A 23,442-nucleotide genomic window follows, 5' to 3' on the forward strand; every position below is an offset into this window, starting at 1 on the left:
GTGAGTGAACCGCTGGTCATCGTCGGTAACGGCATGGCGGCCGCTCGTCTCGTCGACGAGCTCGCCAAGACCGCGCTCGGCCGCTACGCGGTCGCTGTCATCGGCGAGGAGCCGCGGCTTGCTTACAATCGCGTGCTGCTCTCATCCGTGCTGGCCGGCGAGACCGGCTCGCATGAGATCGAGCTGCGGCCGGCGGACTGGTGGCGCCATCGGGGCGTCACCGTGCGCTACGGCTATCGCGTCACGGAGATCGACACCGGCCGCCGCGAGCTGAAGATCGCCGGCGAAGAGAGCATGGAATATTCCAAGCTCGTGCTCGCGACGGGTTCGACGCCGCTGCGGCTCAACGTGCCGGGCGCCGATCTCGCCGGCGTTCACACCTTCCGCGACACCCGCGACGTCGACCTCTTGCTGACGCTTGCGGCGGCGAAGAAGCGCGTCGTCGTGGTCGGCGGCGGCCTGCTCGGACTGGAAGCAGCCTATGGTCTGGCCAAGGCCGGCGCGCCAGTGACGCTGTTGCATCTGATGGATCGGCTGATGGAGCGCCAGCTCGATGGGCCGGCCGCCGATCTCCTCAAGACGCTGGTCGAACGCAAGGGCATCCGTATCCTGCTCAACGCCTCGACCGCCCGCATCCATGGCGATGGCCACGTGGAGGCCGTCGAACTCGCCGACGGCAGCCGCATCGGGGCCGATGCGGTGATCTTCGCCGCCGGCATCAGGCCGAATGTTGCGCTGGCGAAAGAGGCAGGGGTTGCGGTCAACCGCGGCGTCGTCGTCAACGACGTGATGCAAACCTCCTCCCCCGACATGTTCGCGCTCGGCGAATGTGCAGAGCATCGCGGCACCTGCTATGGCCTGGTCGAGCCGGCCTATGAGCAGGCGCGCGTGCTGGCGCGGCATCTGGCCGGCAGGCCCGCCGCCTATCAGGGCAGCGTGGTCTCGACCAATCTGAAAGTATCGGGTGTCAGCGTGTTCTCCGCCGGCGATTTCATGGGCGGGAAGGGCAGCGAGAGCCTGGTGCTGACCGACCGCAGGCGCGGTACCTACAAGAAGCTCGTGATCGCGGACGGCCGGCTCACCGGCGCGGTGCTGATCGGCGATACCCTCGATGCGCTCTGGTATCTCGAGCTGATCCGTAACCGCGACAAGGTGGCGGCGATCCGCACCGACATGATGTTCGGCCGCGCGCTCGCGCTTCCTCCGAAAGCAGCTTGACATGACGGCGATCGATCCGACGCTCCGCGCGACCAAGACGACCTGTCCTTATTGCGGCGTCGGCTGCGGCGTGCTGGCGACGCCCGACGGCGCTGGCGGAGCCGCGATTGCGGGCGACCCCGATCACCCCGCCAATTTCGGTCGGCTGTGCTCGAAGGGCTCTGCGCTCGGCGAGACCGTTGGCCTCGAAGGCCGCCTGCTATATCCGATGATCCGCTGCAAGGGCGTGCTGGAGCGCGTCGCCTGGAGCGATGCGCTGGATCATGTCGCCCATCGCATGCAGCACATCGTGGCGCGCGACGGCGCCGACGCGGTCGCGTTCTATCTCTCCGGCCAATTGCTGACCGAGGACTATTACGTCGCCAACAAGCTGATGAAGGGCTTCGTCGGCACGGCGAACGTCGACACCAACTCCCGGCTCTGCATGTCGTCCTCGGTCGCCGGTCATCGCCGCGCCTTCGGCGCTGACACCGTGCCTGGGTGCTACGAGGATCTCGACCAGGCTGATCTGCTCGTCTTCGTCGGTTCGAATGCGGCCTGGTGCCATCCCGTGCTGTTCCAGCGCATGCTCAGGAATCGCGCGGAGCGTGGCGCGCGCATGATCGTGATCGATCCGCGCCGCACCGACACCGCGAGCGATGTCGATCTGTTCCTCGGTCTGAAGCCCGGCACCGACACCGCGTTGTTTTCCGGCCTGTTCGTGCATCTCGCCGACAACGGCGCGCTGGACCGGGATTACATTGCGCAAAACACGAGCGGTTTCGATGACGCGCTGGCGCGTGCGCGCAATATTGCCGGCAGCGTCCCGGCGACGGCGCTGGCCACGGGCCTGTCCGAGCAGGATGTTGCCACTTTCTTCCAGATGTTCCGTGACACCGAGAAGGTCGTCACGCTGTATTCGCAGGGCGTCAACCAGTCGGCGCAGGGCACCGACAAGGTCAATGCCATCCTGAACTGCCATCTCGCCACGGGGCGCATCGGCAAGCCAGGCGCTTCGCCGTTCTCGCTGACCGGTCAACCCAATGCGATGGGCGGCCGCGAGGTCGGCGGCCTCGCCAACATGCTGGCCGCCCATATGGGCTTCACGCCGCCCGACATCGACCGTGTCAGGCGGTTCTGGAAGGCGCCGCACATCGCCACCCATGAGGGATTGAAGGCGGTGCAGCTGTTCGAGGCGATCAACCGCGGCGAGGTCAAGGCGCTGTGGGTGATGGGCACCAACCCCGCGGTGTCGTTGCCCGACGCGGACATGGTCCGCGAGGCCCTGAAGAAGCTCGAGCTGTTCGTGGTCTCCGAGAACGTGCTCTCCAACGACACGGTCGAAGCCGGCCCGCACGTGCTGCTGCCCGCGCTCGCCTGGGGCGAGAAGTCCGGCACCGTGACCAACTCCGAGCGTCGTATCTCGCGCCAGCGTTCTTTCCTGCCGGCACCGGGCGAGGCACGCCCCGATTGGTGGATCCTCAGCGAGACCGCCAAGCGCCTCGGCTTCGGCGACAGCTTCAACTACAAATCGGCCGCCGAGATATTCCGCGAGCATGCCGCGCTCTCGGCCTTCGAGAACGACGGCAACCGCGATTTCGACATCGGTGCGCTGACCTCGCTCTCCGACGAGGGCTTCGATGCCTTGAAACCGGTGCAGTGGCCGGTGCGCGAAGGCGGCGTGCCGGTCGATCGCTTTTTCGCGCAGGGCGGCTTCTTCACCAACGACCGCAAGGGCCGCTTCGTCGCGCCGGAGATGCCGGCATTGCGCGGCGAGATCGGGCCGTCGCGCCCCCTGCGGCTCAACACCGGCCGCATCCGCGACCAGTGGCACACCATGACGCGCACCGGTCTCAGCCAGCGCCTCGGCGCGCATCTGCCGGAGCCCTTCGTCGAGATCCATCCCGACGACGCCGGCAAGTACGGCATCGCCCATGACGGCTATGCCCGCATCACCACCGATTACGGCCAATGCATCCTGAAGGCCGTCGTCAGCGAGGGCCAGCAGCGCGGCACGCTGTTCGTGCCGATCCACTGGAGCGCGATGAATGCCTCGCACGGCCGCGTCGGCGCGCTGGTGCAATCCTTCACCGATCCGTTTTCCGGACAGCCGGAGTCCAAGGCGACACCGGCCGCGATCGCACCTTACGAATTCGTCTTCCGCGGCTTTGCGCTGTCGCGCAAGCCGCTCGAGCTGCCGTCGAACCTGTTGTGGACCCGCGTGACCGTGGCCGGCGGCTTCGGCTATCTCTTCGCCGACAATGCGGACCTTTCGCGCTGGCCGGCCTGGCTCGAGACCGTCGCCGGGGAGGACGTTGCCGACTATCGCGACTTCGGCGGCGGTGTCTATCGCGCCGCCTCGTTCGCAGGCGATCGCATCGAGACGTGTCTGTTCGTCGGTCCCGCGCATGACGCCGGCGATTGGGAGGTGGTGAAAAGCCTGTTCGTCGCCGACCATGTCTCCGATGACGAGCGACGCATGCTGCTGTCGGGTAAATCCAGCGAGGGGGCCGCAGCAACAGGCCCGATCGTCTGCGCCTGCTTCGGCGTCGGCCGCGGCACCATCTGCGACACCATCGCCGCCGGCGCGCGCACCGCCGCCGAGATCGGCGCCAAGCTCAAGGCCGGCACCAATTGCGGCTCCTGCATTCCGGAGCTGAAGCGGCTGATCGCGACGACGGACATGCCGGTGAAAGAGGCCAAGCTCGCGGGCGCGGTGGGGTAGGGGCGACGTTTTCGGTCGCCGCGTAGACTCCGCCGTCATCGCCCGGCTTGACCGGGCGATCCAGTACGCTGAGACACCTGTAAGTAAGCGGTGAAGTCGCCGCGTACTGGATTCCCCGCCTTCGCGGGGAATGACAGTGAGGGTGGGGCGCCACGCCCTCCGCCCAATCGACGCGCCCTCGATTGTGCCCTATGCTGCCGCGCTCCCCTCAACAATCACAACAACAATGATGTACCTGGAAACGCCGCCGCGCCTGATCGAAGCCAAGCTCTTCTCCGCCATGCCCGACAAGTTCCGCCGCAAGGGCGTGCGGACGGATTGGGCTGATGCCAACCGGCCGAATGTGCCGACCGACAGCTTCATCGAGGGGCCGTCCTTCGACAGGGACGGCAATCTCTACATCGTCGATATTCCGTTCGGCCGCGTCTTCCGCATTTCGCCTGAGGGTGAGTGGTCGCAGGTTGTCGAATATGAGGGATGGCCGAACGGCCTGAAGATCGCATCCGACGGCCGCATCCTGGTCGCCGACTACATGCACGTCATCATGCAGCTCGATGCGAAGGCCGGCCGTATCACGCCGGTGCTGACCGCGCGCAATTCGGAATCGTTTCGCGGCTGCAATGATCTGCATCTTGCGTCCAACGGCGACATCTATTTCACCGATCAGGGCCAGACCGGCCTGCATGATCCGACTGGCCGGGTCTATCGGCTGGCATCGAATGGCCGGCTCGATTGCCTGATTGACACCGGCATCAGCCCGAATGGCCTTGTGCTCGACCCAACCGAGACCGTGCTGTTCGTCGCGATGACCCGCGACAACGCGGTATGGCGGCTGCCTTTCATGAAAGACGGCAGCGTGTCCAAGGTCGGTCGCTTCTGCTCATTGTTCGGCACCAGCGGCCCCGACGGAATGACGATGGATGCGAAGGGGCGGCTTTTCGTCGGCCACGCCTCGCTCGGCCACGTCTTCGTGTTCGCGCCGAACGGCGAATTGATCGCGCGGATCAAGTCGTGCGCGGGGCCGAACTGCACCAATGTCGCGATCGGTGGCGCCAACAAGGATCGTCTCTATATCACGGAGTCCGCGACCGGCAGCGTGCTGGTGGCGGACATCAGCGGACTGTGAGCTTTACATGAACACAAACCCTTTCGGCAGAACCGGTACTGAGACCTCCGTGATCGGGCAGGGCACCTGGTATCTCGACCATGGCGACCGCAAGCGCGCGATCGCTGCGCTTCAGCGCGGGCTTGATCTTGGCATGACGCATATCGACACCGCCGAGATGTATGGCGACGCCGAGCTCGTCATCGCCGACGCCATTGCGGGCCGGCGTGATGAAGTATTCCTGGTCTCCAAGGTGCTGCCGAGCAACGCCTCGCGCCGCGGGACGATCGCCGCATGCGAGCGCTCGCTGAAGCGGCTGAAGACCGATCGTCTCGATTGCTATCTCCTGCATTGGCGCGGTTCCTATCCGCTCGAGGACACGGTTGCCGCATTCGAGGAGCTGGTGAAGGCTGGCAAGATCAAATCATGGGGCGTCTCCAATTTCGACGCCGACGATCTCGACGAGATCTTCGAGGTGTCCGGCGAAGGCCGCATCGCCTGCAACCAGGTGCTCTATCATCTCAAGGAGCGTGCGATTGAGCACGCTGTCATACCGTGGTGCGAGAAGCATGGCGTCGCCGTCGTCGCTTATTCGCCATTTGGCCACGACGATTTCCCGGATGCGCGCAGCAAGGGTGGGGCCGTGCTTGTCCGCATTGCCGAAGCGCGTCGTGCGACGCCGCGTCAGGTCGCGCTGAGCTTCCTCACCCGTGCGACTACGGTGTTCGCGATCCCGAAAGCGTCGTCGGCCGAACATGCCGGCGAGAATGCGGCGGCCGGTGATCTCGTGCTGACGAAAGAGGAGATTTCGGCGCTCGATGCGGCGTTTCCGCGCGGTCCGAAGCCGCGCAGCCTGCCCATGTTGTAGTGCACAAACGCCCATTATTAATGGAGTATTGACGCGCGCGGCGGCTCGCGCATATCGGCATCCTGTTTTCGGAAGTTGTGAAAGCGGCGCATTTGTCGTTTTTAAAGACTGTTCTCGATTCGCATTTTGCCGGGTTCCCACAGTGACACCGCCGCCCGCCGCAGCCGCAAGGCTCGACAACATTTCCATGCCCATGCCGGAGAAGAAGCAGAAGGCTCGCCGCGCTCCCGCGCGCGTCGATCATCCCTTCAAGGGCATTGCGCTGGTGCTGTTGTCGACGGTGTTTCTCGGCACCTCCGACACCACTGCGAAATATCTCTCGACCAGCCTGCCGTCGATCGAGATCACCTGGATTCGCTTCGTCACCTTCGCGCTGATGTTCACGCCGGTGATGCTGCCGGGTTCGCCGCTCCATGCGATGCGAACCGAGCGGCTCGGCCTGCAGCTGATGCGCGGTGCCGCGCTGCTCGGCTCCTCGCTGTTCTTCATCACCGGCTTGAGCTTCCTGCCGATTGCGGAAGCATCCGCCACCGGCTTCGTCTCGCCGCTGTTCGTCACCGCGCTGTCGATCATTTTCCTGAGCGAGAAGGTCGGCATGCGGCGCTGGATCGCCACCGCGATCGGCCTGACGGGCGTGCTGATCATCCTGCGGCCGGGCACGAGTGCGTTCCACGCCGCCGCGTTCTTCCCGATCATCTCGGCGTTCTGCTGGGCTGCCGCGCTGATCCTGACGCGCATGATGAGCGGTCGCGAGGCCGTGCTCACCACCATGGCCTATTCCGCGTTGACGGGTGTTGCCATCCTTTCTCTGATGGTGCCGTTCGTCTGGGTCACGCCGAGCTGGACCGCGATCGGGCTCGGCATCGTGATCGGCGTCGCCTCGACCGTCGGCCAGTGGATCATCGTGCTGGCCTATCGCTACGGCGACGCCTCGGTGCTGGCGCCGTTCTCCTACACGCAGCTGCTCTGGGTCAGCATTTTGGGCTACTTCATCTTCGGTGAAGTGCCCGATGTCTGGACCGTCGTCGGCGCCGCCTTCATCGTCGCCAGCGGCCTCTACATCGCTCATCGCGAGCGTGTGCGGCGGGCCCAGTTGCTGGTGCTCGAAGAGCGTTCCCCGAACCCCTGACGCAAGTCGCCGCGTCGCGCTTCGTGCTATCAACGGCTCCAACGATAAAGGGAGGAGCCGGATGCGCGCTGCGATCTTCAGGAACGGTAAGATTGTCGTTGACCGGATGGCCGAGCCCAAGCCCGGCCCCGGCCAGGTGCTGGTCAAGACGCTCGCCTGCGGCATCTGCGGCTCCGACCTGCATGCGCGCCAGCACGCCGATCGCATGGTGGACATGGCAAAGAAGACCGGCCGGACGCCGATGGACCTGTCGCGTGACGTCGTGTTCGGTCACGAATTCTGCTGCGAGATCCTCGACTACGGCCCGGGCACCGAACGCCGGCTCAAGCCGGGGACGCATGTCTGCTCATTGCCGGCGCTGGTGACGCCCGAGGGAATCAAGGGGATCGGCTATTCCAACGATTTCGTCGGCGGCTATGCGGAGCAGATGCTGCTCAGCGAACCCCTGCTGCTCGAGGTGCCGAACGGCCTTGCTCCGGCACACGCGGCGCTGACCGAGCCGCTCGCTGTCGGCGTCCACGCCGTGGCGAAAGCGAACATCCGCGGCGGCGAGGTGCCGCTCGTGATCGGCTGCGGCCCGGTCGGGCTTGCGGTGATCGCTGCGCTGAAGCTGAAGGGCCTGCATCCCATCGTCGCCGCCGACTATTCGCCGACACGACGCGCGCTCGCGGCCAGGCTCGGCGCCGATATCGTCGTTGATCCCAGGGTGTCGCAGCCCTACGCGACCTGGGCCGAGCATGCGCAGATGTCTGATGCCGAGAAGGCCGCGCGGCCGCCGTTCCAGGCGATACTGCCGGCGCTGAAGCCTGCGGTGATCTTCGAATGCGTCGGCGTGCCCGGCCTGCTGCAGCAGGTGTTCGAGGGCGCGCCTCGCGATGCCAGGATCGTCGTGGTCGGCGTCTGCATGGAGAGCGACCGAAACGAGCCCATGCTCGGCATCATGAAGGAGCTCAACGTCCAATACGTGCTCGGCTACACGCCGGAGGAGTTCGCCGCGTCACTCCGCCTCATCGCGGACGGGCAGGTGGATGCCGCGGCCATGGTGACGGCTGAGGTCGGCATCGACGGCGTCGCAAAAGCCTTCGCAGATCTCGCCAATCCCGAGGCGCACACCAAGATCATCGTGCAGCCATGGCGGTGAGGCCGGGACGGGGGCGACCACCGCTGCATTTGCGCGCAAGCGGCCAGCGGGTTCCCTGGAATGCTTGCACGTAAGGGTAGACGCGCTGGAGTTCTTGTGACAGTCTCGGCGATTATTTCTTGCAATTCATTTTTTGCGGGTTCGCCGTGGCAGATATTCAAGCCGCAGAAGCGCGCACGCTGGTGTCCCCTTTCAGAACAGTGTTTCTGGGGGCGTTCGGCACTCTCGTCTGCGTGGCGGTTGCGGGGTTCGAGGCGTACGGGCTGCAGGCCGCCGGCGTAGATCGGCCTGAGCTCTGGTTCGCGGTATTCCTCGCAGCCAATATCGGATTTCTGGCGTTCGTCGCTGTCCGCTCTCATTGGTTCGCGCCGCGATGGCTCGTTGCGGGTAGCGCGGCGGGGTTGGCGGCCGTTGCGGGGCTGTTCCTGCTGCTGCAATCGGCGGCTCTGACCACGGTGCAGGAGGCGCATGTGACGTTTCCGGCTCCGCCGAGCATCGACGCCAGGGGCCAGGATCCGCCGGCGTCGCCGCAATTGCCGCCGGACCTGCCGAAGGCTCCGACCACGACTGCGCCGCCATCGGTCGACACAGCGCCGATCGTCAAGCAGGCTCCCGCTCGCATCGATAGCAAGGTCGCCAGAACAGACGATGTGACGCAACCGCTGCCGCAGGCGGTGCCACAAGTTGTCCCCGAGCCTAACCCGGCTCCGCCGACGCCGGGCGCCGACGTCCAGACGGCGGCTCGCGAGAAGATGCCGGCTCCCAAACACGGCAGAGTCGCCACAATCGATGGTGGGGCCGAGCCGTCACCGCGATTGGGTCCGCGGGCCGCGCCCATCCGCGAACCACCACCGCCAATGTCGGCGCCGGTGGCCCCCCCGCCGCCGGTCGCCTCCGCGGCGCCGAGCCCTGCACCCCCGCCTGTTGCCTCCGCAGCACCACCGGTCGGCTCCGCGGCGCCACCTGCGCCGAGGCCTATCGCGCCCGGCACGGGGCGTCCTCGGATTGACGGCAACTTTGGAAACTTCGTGGGCCGGGCAGCGCCCCCCATTGATTTCGACGGCAGGGTAACTGCCGACGTGCGGCCTTCGGGGCGAATGGCGCCGATGGGGCCGAGACCCGCGGGTGAAGTCGCCGGCGACGGGCAGGTCACGCCCTCGCCAACGCCAAGCCCGACGCCGGTTCCCAACGCGGGGTCGCCAACGCCCGAACCGGTCAACACCTCTGCCTATTGGAATGGGTGGTTCGTCGACGGAGGCGGGCCGGCGGCAAACATCCTGATTGCCAACAACACCTACACGTACACGCTCGATGTGGCGGCGTTCAATTACGCATTGCTGCGACGGGCCTCGCAGTCTTCCGGCGCGCAAGTGGACCCGGGGTTTGCTGCGATGATCGCTGAGTCCAAGACGCGTGACGTTGTCCTGACCATCAAGCCGCTCGTTCCCGAGGGCTCCGGCCTCAGGCTGGGGGACGACCGGCACTCCTATACGTTGAAGATCGACCTGGACAAGATCCGACATCCGAACGCGGATGCGGCGAAGAAATATGCCGACGGTTCGATGTCGATCACCGAACTGTCGCAGCAGGCTAGCGCCGGCAGCATCCAGATTGGCTTGACCGCGGAATCCGAGGGCTGTGCCACGATCGCCTTCGCGATCTTCAGGGGCCTCCAGCCGCTCGATCATCTCGTGCAGCGCGTGTCCATCGGCGACACCAATACGTCCGCTCCTGTCTGCGACAGCGCCGATCCGGCGCAGGCCGACGCGCTTTCGGGAGGCCTCAACTCCTTGCGCGAAGTGTCGCTCGGGGTGGAAGGCTCAGGCGCCGACGCGACCGCGGCCGCCGCGCTTCATATCTTCGATTTCGAAGCCTACAGCATGGCGGTGTTCGTCGATGGGCGCCCCGGGAAGACGCTGGTCTACGGTTGGCAGACGGCGTCCAGCGTCGTCGACTTCCTGAGGACCGATCGCTTCCAGAACATGATTCTGAAAGCGCGCAAGGACTCCGCTGACAAGAAGCCGGGCAGCTATCTCCCCGCGGCCAAGGAGCTTGCAAAGATCCTGTTCTCCACGAAATCCGGAAATTCGACGGAGGACGATGCCAAGAACGCCTGGGCGGCTTTCAGGGCCATCGTCCGCGAAAGCACGGGATCTCCGGTGGTGGTGGTGCGCGTCGCCTCGGACGTGACCAGCGGCCAGAACCGCAGCATCTACGTTCCGCTCGGAATCCTCGGCGCCAAGGGACCGGATCCTGTGCTCGATAAGCCGATCATCGTGGTGCAGCCGATGGCGATCGAGCGATATCCATCCCGCGACAAATGCATCGGCGACTGGATGTTTGCAGTTCCGGACGGGCTGGAAAACGTCCCAGGCGCGGTGATGCCTCCAGGCTTCTTCCCCGCCAAGGTCCCGGGAACGCGAATTTCCGAGATCGACAAGCTCAGGCAATATCTTGGCGCGACGACGGGCACGGTGGCGCCGCTGCTGTCCCTGGCATCTGCTTCCGCGGTCGGCTTCGTCGTGCTCGCTCACCAGGATGAGGGGGCGATGTGGTTTGCGGAGTCGACGGATCACATCATTCCGCAAGATATCGAAAAGAAGTTTCCGTCCGGGAGCGTCGGCATTTTCGCCGCCTGTTCCGCCGCGTCCGCCAAGGGCCGGAACGCCGAGTTGCTGCAGCGGCTGAACGAGCAGGGATTCGACACGCTGATCGCCTCACCGTTCACGATCGACGCAGGATACGGTGTCGTCTTCGCCAGCACGTTTGCGGAGATCATGGCCGAGGTCGCGTCGGAAAAGCCGGCGCCCACCATCCTCGATCTGTTCGACAAGACGGTCGCGCGAACGGCGCAGAAGTTCAAGGACAAGGCCGACGCCGACTACAGCGAGCTCGGCCTCGAATATGTCCTGCTTGGCAACCCCGCGATCAAGCTCTGTGTCCAGCCCTAACCAGCAAGGTGCGGCATGAAACTTCGTCAGACGGCAGCGTTCGTGGTTGCGATGATCCTGGCTGCGCCGTTTGCCGCGGTTGGGGCCGACGATGCAAACGCGCCCGCCGTCGCGACAGTGCCCTATCAGGCACCGGCCGCCTCGCCCCGACACAGCGTGTTCATCAGCGATCTGCATTTTGGTGTCGGCAAGCAGGCAGGCGGCGCTTGGGACCCGACGGAAGACTTCCGCTGGCCGAAGGCGTTGGAAGGTTTCCTGAACCAGATCACGGAGGATGGCCAGCAACGCGTCGATCTCGTCATCGTCGGCGACTTTCTCGAGCTCTGGCAGCCGCCGGCCGAGATCAAATGCGGCGGCGCGGGCGCGGATCTCGGCTGCACGATCGACGAGATGGCCGCGCTGGTCGGAAAGGTGGCGGCAGAACATGCGGGCGATCTCGGCATCTTGCGGAATTTTGCCGAGCGCGGCGACAATCGGCTGCACATCATCGTCGGAAATCACGATTCGACACTGCGCTATGCCGCCGTCTGGAATGCGCTCGGAACCGCGTTGAATGCCGGCAGCGGCCGCATCAATCTCGTCACCGAAGGCGTGTGGGTTTCCGCTGACGGCCGCATCCTCGCAGAGCACGGCAACCAGATCGGCCAGGACGTCAACAAATACGCAACATGGCCAACGATATCGCGTCACGTCGAAGGGAAAGACTATATCGTTCGACCATGGGGCGAGCTGTTCGTTCAGCGGCTGTTCAACGACCAGGAGAAGACCTATTCGATCATCGACAATCTCAGTCCGGAGACCGCGGGGGCCCGTTATCGCGCCGCGGACCGAGGGCTCTGGGGCTCGGCTTCCGATGTCGCGCGGTTGTTGAGCTTCAACCTGCTCGAGACGTCGTTGAGACAGAAATCCGTCATGCTCGGAAAGCCTCCTGCTGGCAAGGTCAATTGGGATATCGGGATCGCGCGCGCGAAGGGCGCAATGCTGTTTCTCTATGCGCTGCCGAAGGAGGATCCGCTCAGGCAGCAATTGTCGCGGGACGACGACGATGCCAAGGCCATCAAATCCGAGCTGACAAGGCTGGCGAACGACAAGGAGCAGCTTCCCGACGCGGAAGTTCAGCAGCTCTGCGACATGATCGCTGCGAACGAGAAGGACCAGATCTGCTGGGACATGCAGCTTGGAAGCCTCGCCGAGCATTTCCTCTCGTCAAAGAGCAAGGTGATGGCGAAGCATCTCGCCGCCCGTCAGGCTGACCACAGGTCGATGCGCGTCTTCATTTATGGCCATACTCACCAGTTCGAGGAGCCCTGGCGTGTCGACGTAGAAGGCTCGCCTGTCACGATGACGATCGCCAACACCGGCGCATTCCAGCGATTGATCGATGACGCAGGGTTCCTCAGGCGTCTCGGCGGCCGCGCGCCGGAAGAAGCGTTGCGTTCGATGAGCCTTGAAGAACTGCCGCCCTGCTATACGGCCGTTGTCGTGGCGGCTCCTGCGTCGGGGCAGCTTCCCGTTCCCAAGACTGTGGCCTGGCACATGCCGGAAGGCGGCACGGGCGGTTTCACGACGCCTGACGATCCCAAGTGCCGTTGAGCGGCCGCCGCGGCAGGGCTTGATTGCCGCAGTGCCGCCGGTCCTGAACGGTTGGTTGCGTCGGTGTTCGAGATGCCGTCACACCGGCAGCGCGATCGAATATTTGACCTGGCTCAGCGCAAAACTGGATTCGATCGAGGCGATGCCGTCGAGCCGGGTCAACTTGGTCTTCAGGAATGTCTCGTAGGAGGCGAGGTCGGCTGCGACGACGCGCAAGAGATAATCGCGGTTGCCGGTCATCAGATAGCACTCCAGCACCTCGTCCCATTTCGAGATCGCGCGCGCGAAGCGGTTGAGATCCTCCTCCTTCTGCCGTGCCAGCTTGATCGAGATGAAGACGCTGACATGCAGCCCCAGCGCTTTCTGGTCCACGGTCGCGACGTAGCGCGAGATCACGCCGCGCTCCTCCAGGAGCTTGACCCGGCGATGGCAGGGCGAGACCGACAACCCGACTTTGTCGGCGAGCTCCTGCATGGTCATGCGGCTGTCGGCCTGGAGATGACTGAGGATCTTGCGGTCGATGGCGTCGAGCTCGGGCATTGGGATGAAACCTGGATTTTCGTGGACCGATTGGTAAATTATCCCAATTCGGTCAGGTATGTTGCAAGAAATTGAGATATTTGGCCATGCCCACGGGCGTATGATCGGTGGATCAGATTCCGGAGCATCGTCATGCCCGTTGACCCCGCGCGCCTCGACACCTTGACCGCCCTCAGCCGCAAAGCGCTCTGGCTGTCGTCATGGACCATCCATCACGCCAACCACATCCGCCCCAATGCGGATGGACTCAAGGTCGGGGGCCATCAGGCCTCGTCCGCCTCGCTCGCCACCATCATGTCGGCGCTGTACTTCAGCGTGTTGAGGCCCGAGGACCGCGTTGCCGTGAAGCCGCATGCGAGCCCGGTGTTTCACGCCATCCAATATCTGTTCGGCCGACAGAGCCGCGAGAAGCTGGAAAACTTTCGCGGCTTCAAGGGCGCGCAATCCTATCCGTCGCGTACCAAGGATGTCGACGACGTCGATTTCTCCACCGGCTCGGTCGGCCTCGGCGTCGCGCAGACGCTGTTCTCGTCGCTTGTGCAAGACTACGTCAAGGCGCACGGCTGGGCGAAGGATCGCCGCGAAGGGCGGATGATCGCGCTCGTCGGTGACGCCGAGATGGACGAAGGCAATATATGGGAGGCGCTCGCCGAGGGCTGGAAGCACGGCCTGCGCAACACCTGGTGGGTGGTGGACTATAACCGCCAGTCGCTCGATGCCGTCGTGCGCGAAGGGCTCTGGGAAAAGTTCGAGACCATGTTCCGCAATTTCGGCTGGGACGTCGTCATCGTCAAATACGGCCGCCTGATGCGGGAAGCCTTTGCCGAGCCTGGCGGCGAGGCGCTGAAGCGCTGGATCGACAATTGCCCGAACGCGCTCTACGCCGCGCTCTGTTTTCAGGGCGGTGCCGCGTTCCGCAAATATCTACACGACGAGATCGGCGATCAGGGGCCGATCACAAAGCTGATCGACAAGCGCAGCGACGAGGAGCTGCTGGCGCTGATGTCGAACCTTGGCGGCCACGACATGGCCAGCATGCTGGACGCCTTCGAGTCCATCGATCACGATCGCCCGGTCTGCTTCATCGCCTACACCATCAAGGGCGTCGGCCTGCCGTTCCAGGGCCACAAGGACAACCATGCCGGCCTGATGACGGTCGCGCAGATGGAGAAATATCGCGAGAGCCAGAACATCCGTCCCGGCCACGAGTGGGACAAGTACGAGGGCCTCACGCAATCGGCTGCCGAACTCGACGCCTTCCTCGCCCGCGTGCCGTTCAACCAGGACGGCCGCCGGTTGACCGCGCCTGTGGTCGAGGTGCCGGCCCAGCTCGCCTTCAAGCCGTCGGCGCAGATGTCCACGCAACAGGGTTTTGGCCTTGTGCTGAACGAGATTGCGCGCGGCGACAGCGAGCTGGCACAACGCATCGTCACGACCTCGCCCGACGTCACCGTCTCGACCAATCTCGGGCCGTGGGTGAACCGCCGAGGCCTGTTCGCGCGTGCCGAGAAGGCTGACTTATTCCGCAGCGAGAAAATTCCGTCCACCTTCAACTGGGACTTCTCGCCCAAGGGTCAGCACCTCGAGCTCGGCATCGCCGAGATGAACCTGTTCATCATGCTCTCCGCGCTCGGCCTGTCACACCAGATCAACGGTGAGCGGTTGCTGCCGGTCGGCACGCTCTACGATCCCTTCATTGAGCGCGGCCTCGATGCGCTGAACTATGCCTGCTACCAGGATGCGCGTTTCATGGTTGCGGCGACGCCATCGGGCATCACGCTCGCGCCCGAAGGCGGCGCGCACCAGTCGATCGCGACGCCGCTGATCGGCATGGCGCAGGACGGGCTCGCCTCGTTCGAGCCGGCCTTCGTCGACGAGCTCGCCGTGATCATGGGTTGGGGCTTCGAGCATATGCAGCGCGATCCGGGCGAGGGCGGCTCGGTTTACCTGCGCCTCTCGACGCGCAGCATCGACCAGGCGCAGCGGATCATGACACCTGAGCTTGCGCAGGGCATCACCGACGGCGCCTATTGGCTGCGCAAGCCGGGCCCGAATGCCGAAGTCGTGATCGCCTATACCGGCGCGGTCGCGCCCGAAGCGATCGAGGCCACCGGCTTCATCGGCGAAAGCCGGCGCGACATCGGCCTGCTCGCGATCACCTCGGCGGATCGCCTCCATGCGGGGTGGACCGCCGCGCGAAAGTTGCGGCGGGATCGGCGCGGCGTGCAGCATCTCAGCCACATCGAAAAGCTGCTTGCGCCGCTGCCGCGCGACTGCGGCATCGTGACCGTGATCGATGGCCATCCGTCGGCGCTCGGCTGGCTCGGCAGCGTCCGCGGCCACCGCGTCGAGGCGCTCGGCGTCGAGCAGTTCGGCCAGACCGGCAGCATCGCCGACCTTTATCGCCACTACGGCATCGACGCGAATGCGATCATCGATGCGGCGGAAAGCCTCACCACCGGTGCGCCAGTGCTGCATCGGAAGATGGCGGTGTAGTCGAGGTAACCATCCTGTCATTCCGGGCTCGCGCTATTGCGCGCCCCGGAATGACGGCTGCGCCACCTTGCCACGTTCCCGCCATCGGCTCATATAACCTCCGTCTGCCGCAACGCTGGCTCCGCATATGGCGGGTTCAATTGCCGGCGCTTTCGTGCAAGGATGCCTGCCGAAACGCCCCCACCATGCCCCCAAGAAGAGGTTAACGATGGTCAATCGCATGCAATTCTACATCGACGGCGCCTGGGTCGATCCCGCCGTCAAGAAGTCCACCGCCGTGGTCAACCCCGCGACGGAAGAGGCGATGTACGAGGTTGCGCTGGGCTCCAAGGCCGACGTGGACAAGGCGGTTGCCGCCGCCAAGCGCGCCTTCGCGACCTTCTCCCAGACCAGCCGCGAGGAGCGCGTCGCGCTGCTCACCAAGGTCATCGAGGTCTACAAGGGCCGCCTCAAGGAGATCGGTGCCGCCGTCTCCGACGAGATGGGCGCCCCGCTGCCGATGGCGGAGAAGCTGCAGGCCGGCGCCGGCCTCGGTCATCTCATGACCACGCTCGACGTGCTCAAGAATTATCATTTCGAGGAGCCGGTCGGCACCGCCATGGTGCTGCGCGAGCCGATCGGTGTGGTCGGGATGATCACGCCCTGGAACTGGCCGCTCAACCAGATCGCCTGCAAGGTCGCGCCCGCGCTCGCCGCCGGCTGCACCATGATCCTGAAGCCCAGCGAGTTCACTCCGACCTCGGCGTTGATCTTCGCGGAAATCCTCCATGAAGCCGGCGTGCCGAAGGGCGTGTTCAACCTCGTCAACGGCCTCGGTCCCGAGGTCGGCGCCGCCATGAGCGAGCACCCTGACATCGACATGATCTCCTTCACCGGCTCGACCCGCGCCGGCATCGACGTGGCGAAGCGCGCGGCGCCGACCGTGAAGCGCGTCAGCCAGGAGCTGGGCGGCAAGTCGCCGAACGTCATCCTCGAAGGCGCCGACCTCACCAAGGCGGTCACCGGCGGCGTGATGCACATGTTCAACAACTCGGGCCAGTCCTGCAACGCGCCCTCGCGCATGATCGTGCCGTTGTCCAAGATGAAGGAAGTCGCCGCGATCGCGAAGGCCGTCGCCGACAAGACCAAGGCCGGTGATCCCCGCGCTGAAGGCACCACGATCGGCCCCGTCGTCAACCGCGGCCAGTGGGACAAGATCCAGGGCCTGATCAAGAAGGGCATCGACGAGGGCGCAACGCTCGTCGCCGGTGGTCCGGGCCTGCCAGAAGGCGTCAACAAGGGCTTCTATGTCCGTCCGACGATCTTCGCCGACGTCACCCCCGACATGACGATCGCCCGCGAAGAAATCTTCGGGCCGGTGCTCACCATCATCGGTTCCAAGGACGAAGCCGAAGCGGTGCAGATCGCCAACGACACGCCCTATGGCCTCGCCGGCTATGTCACGGGTGCGACGGTCGAGGACGCCAAGCGCGTCGGCCGCCAGATCCGCGCCGGCAACGTCAACCTGCAGGGCGTGCCGAACGACCGCACCGCGCCGTTCGGCGGCTACAAGCAGTCGGGCAACGGCCGCGAGTGGGGCAAGTACGGCCTCGAGGACTTCCTCGAAGTGAAGGCTGTCGCCGGCTTCAACGCGGCGTGAGTTTCATCGCCTGAACAGAATGACGCCGGAGCGGGCAACCGCTCCGGCGTTTTTGTTTTGCTCCGCTGTCATTCCGGGGCGTCGCGAAGCGACGAGCCCGGAATCCATTTGCCCACCGACTCCGTCGCACGATGGATTCCGGGTTCGCGCCGAAGACGGCGCGCCCCGGAATGACGATGGAGAGAGGAGCGTCTATCCCCCCAACGCGCCCTGCGTGTTCACATACAGCGCGTAGATTGACTGGCTGGCCGCCATGAACAGGCGGTTGCGCTTGACGCCGCCGAAGCAGACGTTCGCGCAGCGCTCGGGCAGGGCGATGCGGCCGATCATCACGCCGTCGGGCGCGAACACCACGACGCCGTCGAGCTCGGGATCGCCCATGCCCCAGCCGCACCAGAGATTGCCGTCGATGTCGACACGGAATCCGTCCGGCGTGCCGGGGCCAGCATCGACGAAGACGCGCTTGTTCGAAAGCTTGTCACCCGAGGCCGAAACGTCATAGGCGAGAATTTTGCGGGTCGGCACGCCGCGGGATTCGATGACGTAGAGGATTTTTTCGTCCGGCGAGAAGGCGAGACCGTTCGGTCCGAGCACGCCCTCGGCGACGACGGTGGCTTTGCGTGTCTCGGGGTCGAGCCTGTAGACGTTCATGTCGATCTCGGGCTCGGCCTTGTAACCCTCGTAATTGCCGAGCAGGCCGAAGATGGGATCGGTGAACCAGATCGAGCCGTCCGATTTAACAACGACATCGTTCGGCGAGTTCAAACGCTTGCCGTTGAATTGATCCATCAGCACCGTGATGCTGCCGTCATATTCGGTGCGGGTCACACGGCGCCCGCCATGCTCGCAGGTGACGAGCCGGCCCTGCCGGTCGCGCGTGTTGCCGTTGGCGAAATTGGAGGGCTTCCGGAAGTTCGAAACCGCGCCGGTCTCTTCCTCCCATTTGATGATGCGCTGGTTCGGGATGTCGCTGCACAGGAGATAGCGCCCGTCGCCGAACCAGACCGGACCCTCGGCCCAGCGCAGGCCGGTCGCCAGCCGCTCCACCGCCGACAGTTTCAGCCAGTATTTTTCGAAGCGGGGGTCCAGTGCCCTAATGGCCGGATCGGGATAGTAGCTCGCCGGCCGCCAGCCTGGCCGCTCCTGGGGGTGGGACGATGCCTCATTCATGTCGGTTCTCTCGTTTCGTTCCCTCTGGACATTCCTGCTATCATTAGAGACACGTGGCCGCAAATCGGTCACCAACGGCGAGGGACAACATGGCGCGTATCTTGATGACGGGAGCTGCGGGCGGAATTGGCACGAGCCTGCGAAAGCTGCTGCCGCTGATCTATCCGGATCTTCTGCTGTCCGACATCAAGCCGCCGGCCGATCTCGGTGCGAACGAAAAATTCAAGGCGGCCGACCTCGCGGATCTCGCGCAATGCGAGGCGATTTGCGAGGGCGTCGACGGCATCATCCATTTCGGCGGCTACTCGGTCGAAGGTACCTGGGATCAGATCCTCCAGGCCAACATCATCGGCGGCTACAATCTGTTCGAGGCTGCGTACCGCAAGGGTGTCAAGCGCGTGGTGTTCGCCTCGTCGAACCACGCCGTCGGCTTCTATCCGCGCCACCACAAGATCGGCACCGACGTCACCCCGCGTCCCGACGGCCGCTACGGCGTCAGCAAGGTGTTCGGCGAGGCGGTCGGCGCGCTCTATGCCGACAAGCACGGGCTGAAGGTGACGTGCCTGCGCATTGGTAATTTTGGCGACATGCCGCTCGACCAGCGTCGGCTCTCGATCTGGCTCAAGCCCGACGACCTCGTGCAGCTCTGCCGCATCGGGCTCGAGCATCCCGACATCCATTTCGAAGTCTTCTACGGCGCCTCCCTCAACGAGCGGGCCTGGTGGGACAACCACCGCGCCTACGAGTTCGGCTATCGTCCCACCGGCCGCGCCGAAGATTTCCGAGAGCATGCGATGGCCGAGCAGGCCAAGCTGAAGCCGGATCCGGTCGGCGATTATTTCCAGGGCGGCGCGTTCTGCAGCATGGAGTTCGATGCCGATCCGGGCCGGGTCATCGATTGGACGAAGCGGTAACGCTTGGTGCTGTAGCCCAGGCTGTCGTCGCAATGACGTGTTGAGGGAGCTCCGCCGCGCAAGGGAGCAGATGGCTCGTGGCGCTCCCGTTGATCTAGGTCAATATCCTACGGACACCGCGGCTTTCGATATGCGCGATCGCAATCGAGAGCCATGACAATGAAAATCAAATTGTCAGCCGTCGCGATGCTGGCGACGCTCGCGTCCGGACCCGCACAAGCGGCAGCGCTCACCGAAGCCGAGGCGACGTTCCTCGACCAGATGGTCGTCGCCTCCGTGGTGCTCGAACAGCGATGCGACGGTTATGAGATCGACGGCAGCGGCAGTGTCCAGCTCGGCGCGCGGCTGCTCGGCAGTCCCGATGCCGCGATGGCGATGATCGACGCCTATGCTGCCGCCATCAAAGCTCGTGACGGCGACAGCTATGATCCCGGCAAATTCCGCCCCGAGGTGTCGGATGCGGCCAGCAAGACATTCAGGCGCGTCCGGACCGATCTGATCAGAAACCCGAAGAGAGCATGCGCCGACTATGGCGAGGCGAGCATGGATCGCGGGCTGCTGAGGCGGTACTGAACGGGTCCCGAAAAATCTTCAGGCTACTTCGAGGCTCCGCTCTCAAATCCTACGAAAGTCGTCGCTTCGCCGACCGACTTGCGCTCGGACACGACGGCGTTGGCAGGAAAACTATCATCCGGCCAGCCGAGCGCGATGCTCTTCATGATCACCTGATCATCCGCGATCCCGGCATGCTCGCGCACGACGGGGGATTGCATGATGCCCTGGCTGTTGATCACGGCGCCAAGCCCCCTCGACCAGGCCGCGTTGACGAGCGCGGTCGCCACGGCGCCACAGTCGAAGGCGGTATCGTCACTGGAGGCCAGTTCGCGATCGTAGGTGATGATCACGCACACAGGCGCGTCGAACTGGCGAAAGCCGCGCAGGACCCAGTCTTGCCGCTGCTGCTTGTCGTCTCGCGCAATTCCCATGGCGCTGAACAACTGCTTGGCCACGCCAATCTGGCGTTCGCGATGCACGCCCTCGAATGCCTGGCCGGTCCGAAACTCGCGCGAGTGCGGCACGCCCGCCAGATTGCGCTCGGTATTGCCCTGACGAATACGATCGAGTGGCGCCCCGGTGATGACGTAGAAATTCCACGGCTGGGTGTTCATGGACGACGGCGCGCGCATCGCCAGCGCCAGGATTTCCTTGATCAATTCCGGCGGGACAGGGGCGGGCTTGTAACCGCGAATGCTTCGCCGGCCGAGAATGACATCATCAAATTCCATCTTGCGGCATCCTGAAATTGGCCTGAGGCTGCGTTCTCCCTCGCAAGCTTGATAATGTCCATCGCTTTGTGAAGCGCGGACAGCCAGGCCTTGTCCCGTGCGAATTAGCGGTTCTCCCCCGCAATCCTGCCCAGATAATCCTTCTTGCTGAACTGCATGTGATCCACGCACAGCTGCGCCAGCGCCCAGCTGTCGCGGCCCCGCAACAGCTCGATCATCATGTCATGCTGGCGCCGCGATTGCGCGAGGCCGTCGCGGTCGGCGAGGTTTTTCGCGCGCATCGGCAAGGTCAGGTTCATGTAGTCCTGCAGCGAGCGGACCAGATAGGGATTGCCACAGGCGGAGAACAGCGCGAGGTGGAAGGCGTCGTTGGCCTCGTGGATGCCGCGCAGATCCTGCGCATCGGCCTTCGCGCAATATTGCCGTTGCAGGGCGGAGAGATTGTCGATCAGGCCTTGCGGCGCGGGCAGGGGGATCATCAGCGCGGCTTGCCGCGTCAGCATCTCCCGGACCTCGTAGATCTGCCGGACCTCCTCGGCGGAGTAGAACCGCACGGTGGCGCCGACATTCTTCTCGCGGCGGACAATGCCGCGCCGCTCGGCGTCTACCAAGGCTTGGCGCACGAAGTGCCTTGAGGTGCCGTAGCGCGACATCAGCGCATCCTCGGTGAGGCGCGCGCCGGGCGGCAGGCGACCGAAGATGATGTCCTCCTCCAGGCGCGCGACGACGTCGTCCGGATCGTCTTGCCGGACCGTCATGCTGTCTGCGGTGCGAATGTCGGACATCCCCTCGTCCTCCGGCTAGGGCCGGGCCCTGTTCTGTGGAGCAGGTAGGGGTAGATTGTCAATAATTGGCGTCCTTTGAGTACCGAATATCCATAAAGTGCGACAGTATGGACCAATCTTATTGACAATCAGGGGGCAGGCTGTACCACAATGGCGACTTAAGGAGTGGCATGATGACGAGTGGTTTGCGCAAGGGTCTGACGAGCTATGGCGATGCCGGCTTCTCGCTGTTCCTGCGCAAGGCGTTCATCAAGGCCATGGGCTATTCCGACGACGCGCTGGAGCGTCCGATCGTCGGCATCACCAACACCTATAGCGACTACAATCCGTGCCACGGCAACGTTCCGCAGATCATCGAAGCCGCCAAGCGCGGCGTGATGCTGTCGGGCGCGATGCCGTTCGTGTTCCCGACCATCTCGATCGCCGAGAGCTTTGCGCATCCGACCTCGATGTACCTGCGCAATCTGATGGCGATGGACACCGAGGAGATGATCCGGGCCCAGCCGATGGATTCGGTGATCGTGATCGGCGGCTGCGACAAGACGCTGCCGGCGCAGGTGATGGCGGCGATCAGCGCCGATCTGCCGACCGTGGTCATTCCGGTCGGTCCCATGGTGGTTGGCCATCACAAGGGCGAGGTGCTGGGCGCCTGCACCGACTGCCGCCGGCTCTGGGGCAAGTACCGCGCCGGCGAGATCGACGATGCCGAGATCGAGGCGGTGAACGGGCGTTTGGCGCCATCGGTCGGCACCTGCATGGTGATGGGCACGGCCTCGACCATGGCCTGCATGATCGAGGCCATGGGCCTGTCGCTGCCGATGAGCGCGACGATTCCGGCGCCGCATGCCGAGCGTTTTCGTCTGGCCGAGGCCAGCGGCAAGGTCGCCGCCGAGATGGCGAAGACCAAGGGGCCGAAGCCGAGCGAGTTCCTGACGCCGGCCTCGTTCAGGAACGCGCAGGTCGTGCTGCAGGCGATCGGCGGCTCGACCAACGGCCTGATCCATTTGACCGCGATGGCGCATCGCTCGCCGCACCGGCTCGATCTCGAGGTGTTCGACCAGATCGGTCGCGAAGTGCCGGTGCTGGTCGATCTCAAGCCATCCGGCGAGCACTATATGGAGCATTTCCATCACGCCGGCGGCGTGCCGAAGCTGCTGGCGCAGCTCGGCGACCTCGTCGATCTCGATGCCAGGACCATCGCTGGCCAGACGCTGCGCGATGTCGTCGCCAATGCTGAAGACGTGCCCGGCCAGGATGCGATCCGATCGCGCGACAATCCGATCAAGAAGGAAGGCGGCCTTGCCGTCCTGCACGGCAATCTTGCCCCGCGCGGCGCGGTCATCAAGCAATCGGCCGCGAGCCCGAAGCTGTTGAAGCACACCGGGCGTGCCGTCGTGTTCGAATCCGTCGAGGACATGACCTTGCGCGTCGACGATCCCGATCTCGATGTCACCGCCGACGACGTGCTGGTGCTGCGCAATGCCGGCCCGAAGGGAGCGCCCGGTATGCCCGAGGCGGGCTATCTGCCGATCCCGAAGAAGCTCGCGCGCGGCGGCACCAAGGACATGGTGCGCATTTCGGACGCGCGCATGAGCGGCACGGCGTTCGGCACCATCGTGCTGCACATCACGCCGGAATCCGCCGTCGGCGGGCCGCTGGCGCTGGTGCAGAACGGCGACATGATCAGCCTGGATGTGGCCAAGCGCAGCATCGAGTTGCTGGTCGATGCGGCCGAGCTGGAGCGCCGCCGTGCCGCATTGAAGCCGACGGCCGCGCCAGCGGAAGCACGGCGCGGCTACGCCTGGCTGTTCAACGAGACCATCATGCAGGCCGACGAGGGCTGCGATTTCGATTTCATGCAGAGGACTGGGAAGACCGAGAAGGGCTGACAACTAGGCGAACG

17 protein-coding genes are annotated in these 23,442 nt (G+C 64.6%); 13 read left to right on the forward strand and 4 right to left on the reverse strand.

Going from position 1 to position 23,442, the window contains the following annotated elements; genetic code table 11:
• The 8 genes from QRQ56_RS18510 (at position 1) to QRQ56_RS18545 (ending at position 12,709) form a co-directional block, all read left to right on the forward strand.
• A complete protein-coding gene (locus QRQ56_RS18510) occupies positions 1-1,218 on the forward strand; it encodes an NAD(P)/FAD-dependent oxidoreductase (RefSeq protein WP_438742026.1) in 1,218 nt (405 codons plus the stop codon).
• A 1-nt stretch (position 1,219) separates the two neighbouring features.
• Positions 1,220-3,922, forward strand: coding sequence for a nitrate reductase (locus tag QRQ56_RS18515; protein ID WP_438742027.1), 2,703 nt, complete (start codon positions 1,220-1,222; stop codon positions 3,920-3,922).
• A gap of 229 nt (positions 3,923-4,151) precedes the next feature.
• Entirely contained in the window at positions 4,152-5,048 is an 897-nt protein-coding gene (locus QRQ56_RS18520) for an SMP-30/gluconolactonase/LRE family protein (RefSeq protein ID WP_438742357.1), read from the forward strand.
• Positions 5,049-5,055: 7 nt separating this feature from the next.
• Positions 5,056-5,895 carry an aldo/keto reductase gene (locus QRQ56_RS18525; protein WP_438742028.1) on the forward strand — a complete coding sequence of 280 codons (840 nt, stop codon included), beginning with the start codon at positions 5,056-5,058 and terminating at the stop codon, positions 5,893-5,895.
• Between the two features lie 187 nt (positions 5,896-6,082).
• Positions 6,083-7,024 (forward strand): DMT family transporter, encoded by a 942-nt coding sequence (locus tag QRQ56_RS18530; RefSeq protein ID WP_438742359.1) that lies wholly within the window; start codon positions 6,083-6,085, stop codon positions 7,022-7,024.
• Between the two features lie 61 nt (positions 7,025-7,085).
• Entirely contained in the window at positions 7,086-8,165 is a 1,080-nt protein-coding gene (locus QRQ56_RS18535) for a zinc-binding dehydrogenase (protein ID WP_438742029.1), read from the forward strand.
• A gap of 1,106 nt (positions 8,166-9,271) precedes the next feature.
• A complete protein-coding gene (locus tag QRQ56_RS18540) occupies positions 9,272-11,116 on the forward strand; it encodes a hypothetical protein (protein ID WP_438742030.1) in 1,845 nt (614 codons plus the stop codon).
• Between the two features lie 15 nt (positions 11,117-11,131).
• Positions 11,132-12,709, forward strand: coding sequence for a metallophosphoesterase (locus QRQ56_RS18545; protein WP_438742031.1), 1,578 nt, complete (start codon positions 11,132-11,134; stop codon positions 12,707-12,709).
• Between the two features lie 78 nt (positions 12,710-12,787).
• Here the strand turns inward: QRQ56_RS18545 and QRQ56_RS18550 are convergent, their stop codons facing one another.
• Positions 12,788-13,249 carry an Lrp/AsnC family transcriptional regulator gene (locus tag QRQ56_RS18550; RefSeq protein WP_438742032.1) on the reverse strand — a complete coding sequence of 154 codons (462 nt, stop codon included), beginning with the start codon at positions 13,247-13,249 and terminating at the stop codon, positions 12,788-12,790.
• A gap of 132 nt (positions 13,250-13,381) precedes the next feature.
• On the opposite strand from QRQ56_RS18550, the gene QRQ56_RS18555 reads away from it, so the two are divergent.
• On the forward strand, positions 13,382-15,745 hold the full coding sequence (locus QRQ56_RS18555) for a transketolase (protein WP_438742033.1): 2,364 nt from the start codon (positions 13,382-13,384) through the stop codon (positions 15,743-15,745).
• Positions 15,746-15,953: 208 nt separating this feature from the next.
• The gene (locus QRQ56_RS18560; RefSeq protein ID WP_438742035.1) at positions 15,954-17,384 is read left to right on the forward strand and encodes an aldehyde dehydrogenase family protein; all 1,431 of its coding nucleotides are present in this window, start codon (positions 15,954-15,956) and stop codon (positions 17,382-17,384) included.
• A 192-nt stretch (positions 17,385-17,576) separates the two neighbouring features.
• On the opposite strand, the gene QRQ56_RS18565 is transcribed toward QRQ56_RS18560, so the two are convergent.
• Positions 17,577-18,554 (reverse strand): SMP-30/gluconolactonase/LRE family protein, encoded by a 978-nt coding sequence (locus QRQ56_RS18565; RefSeq protein ID WP_438742036.1) that lies wholly within the window; start codon positions 18,552-18,554, stop codon positions 17,577-17,579.
• An 89-nt stretch (positions 18,555-18,643) separates the two neighbouring features.
• On the opposite strand from QRQ56_RS18565, the gene QRQ56_RS18570 reads away from it, so the two are divergent.
• Both QRQ56_RS18570 and QRQ56_RS18575 read left to right on the forward strand, forming a co-directional pair.
• The gene (locus tag QRQ56_RS18570) at positions 18,644-19,468 is read left to right on the forward strand and encodes an NAD-dependent epimerase/dehydratase family protein (RefSeq protein ID WP_438742037.1); all 825 of its coding nucleotides are present in this window, start codon (positions 18,644-18,646) and stop codon (positions 19,466-19,468) included.
• Between the two features lie 159 nt (positions 19,469-19,627).
• Entirely contained in the window at positions 19,628-20,041 is a 414-nt protein-coding gene (locus QRQ56_RS18575; RefSeq protein ID WP_438742039.1) for a hypothetical protein, read from the forward strand.
• A 23-nt stretch (positions 20,042-20,064) separates the two neighbouring features.
• Here the strand turns inward: QRQ56_RS18575 and QRQ56_RS18580 are convergent, their stop codons facing one another.
• Both QRQ56_RS18580 and QRQ56_RS18585 read right to left on the reverse strand, forming a co-directional pair.
• The gene (locus QRQ56_RS18580; protein ID WP_438742041.1) at positions 20,065-20,754 is read right to left on the reverse strand and encodes a nitroreductase; all 690 of its coding nucleotides are present in this window, start codon (positions 20,752-20,754) and stop codon (positions 20,065-20,067) included.
• A gap of 104 nt (positions 20,755-20,858) precedes the next feature.
• Positions 20,859-21,539 (reverse strand): GntR family transcriptional regulator, encoded by a 681-nt coding sequence (locus QRQ56_RS18585; RefSeq protein WP_438742042.1) that lies wholly within the window; start codon positions 21,537-21,539, stop codon positions 20,859-20,861.
• Positions 21,540-21,712: 173 nt separating this feature from the next.
• On the opposite strand from QRQ56_RS18585, the gene QRQ56_RS18590 reads away from it, so the two are divergent.
• Positions 21,713-23,428, forward strand: a complete 1,716-nt coding sequence (locus QRQ56_RS18590) for an IlvD/Edd family dehydratase (protein ID WP_438742361.1) — start codon at positions 21,713-21,715, stop codon at positions 23,426-23,428.
• Positions 23,429-23,442: the final 14 nt, after the last annotated feature.

The sequence above is a fragment of the Bradyrhizobium sp. U531 genome, assembly GCF_051710265.1.
GTDB lineage: Bacteria > Pseudomonadota > Alphaproteobacteria > Rhizobiales > Xanthobacteraceae > Bradyrhizobium.

Coding starts and splice junctions, on each gene's coding strand:
- QRQ56_RS18515 (WP_438742027.1), top strand. CDS start 1,220: ATGACGGCGATCGATCCGACGCTCCGCGCGACCAAGACGACCTGTCCT.
- QRQ56_RS18520 (WP_438742357.1), top strand. CDS start 4,152: ATGTACCTGGAAACGCCGCCGCGCCTGATCGAAGCCAAGCTCTTCTCC.
- QRQ56_RS18525 (WP_438742028.1), top strand. CDS start 5,056: ATGAACACAAACCCTTTCGGCAGAACCGGTACTGAGACCTCCGTGATC.
- QRQ56_RS18530 (WP_438742359.1), top strand. CDS start 6,083: ATGCCCATGCCGGAGAAGAAGCAGAAGGCTCGCCGCGCTCCCGCGCGC.
- QRQ56_RS18535 (WP_438742029.1), top strand. CDS start 7,086: ATGCGCGCTGCGATCTTCAGGAACGGTAAGATTGTCGTTGACCGGATG.
- QRQ56_RS18540 (WP_438742030.1), top strand. CDS start 9,272: ATGGGGCCGAGACCCGCGGGTGAAGTCGCCGGCGACGGGCAGGTCACG.
- QRQ56_RS18545 (WP_438742031.1), top strand. CDS start 11,132: ATGAAACTTCGTCAGACGGCAGCGTTCGTGGTTGCGATGATCCTGGCT.
- QRQ56_RS18550 (WP_438742032.1), bottom strand. CDS start 13,249: ATGCCCGAGCTCGACGCCATCGACCGCAAGATCCTCAGTCATCTCCAG.
- QRQ56_RS18555 (WP_438742033.1), top strand. CDS start 13,382: ATGCCCGTTGACCCCGCGCGCCTCGACACCTTGACCGCCCTCAGCCGC.
- QRQ56_RS18560 (WP_438742035.1), top strand. CDS start 15,954: ATGGTCAATCGCATGCAATTCTACATCGACGGCGCCTGGGTCGATCCC.
- QRQ56_RS18565 (WP_438742036.1), bottom strand. CDS start 18,554: ATGAATGAGGCATCGTCCCACCCCCAGGAGCGGCCAGGCTGGCGGCCG.
- QRQ56_RS18570 (WP_438742037.1), top strand. CDS start 18,644: ATGGCGCGTATCTTGATGACGGGAGCTGCGGGCGGAATTGGCACGAGC.
- QRQ56_RS18575 (WP_438742039.1), top strand. CDS start 19,628: ATGAAAATCAAATTGTCAGCCGTCGCGATGCTGGCGACGCTCGCGTCC.
- QRQ56_RS18580 (WP_438742041.1), bottom strand. CDS start 20,754: ATGGAATTTGATGATGTCATTCTCGGCCGGCGAAGCATTCGCGGTTAC.
- QRQ56_RS18585 (WP_438742042.1), bottom strand. CDS start 21,539: ATGTCCGACATTCGCACCGCAGACAGCATGACGGTCCGGCAAGACGAT.
- QRQ56_RS18590 (WP_438742361.1), top strand. CDS start 21,713: ATGACGAGTGGTTTGCGCAAGGGTCTGACGAGCTATGGCGATGCCGGC.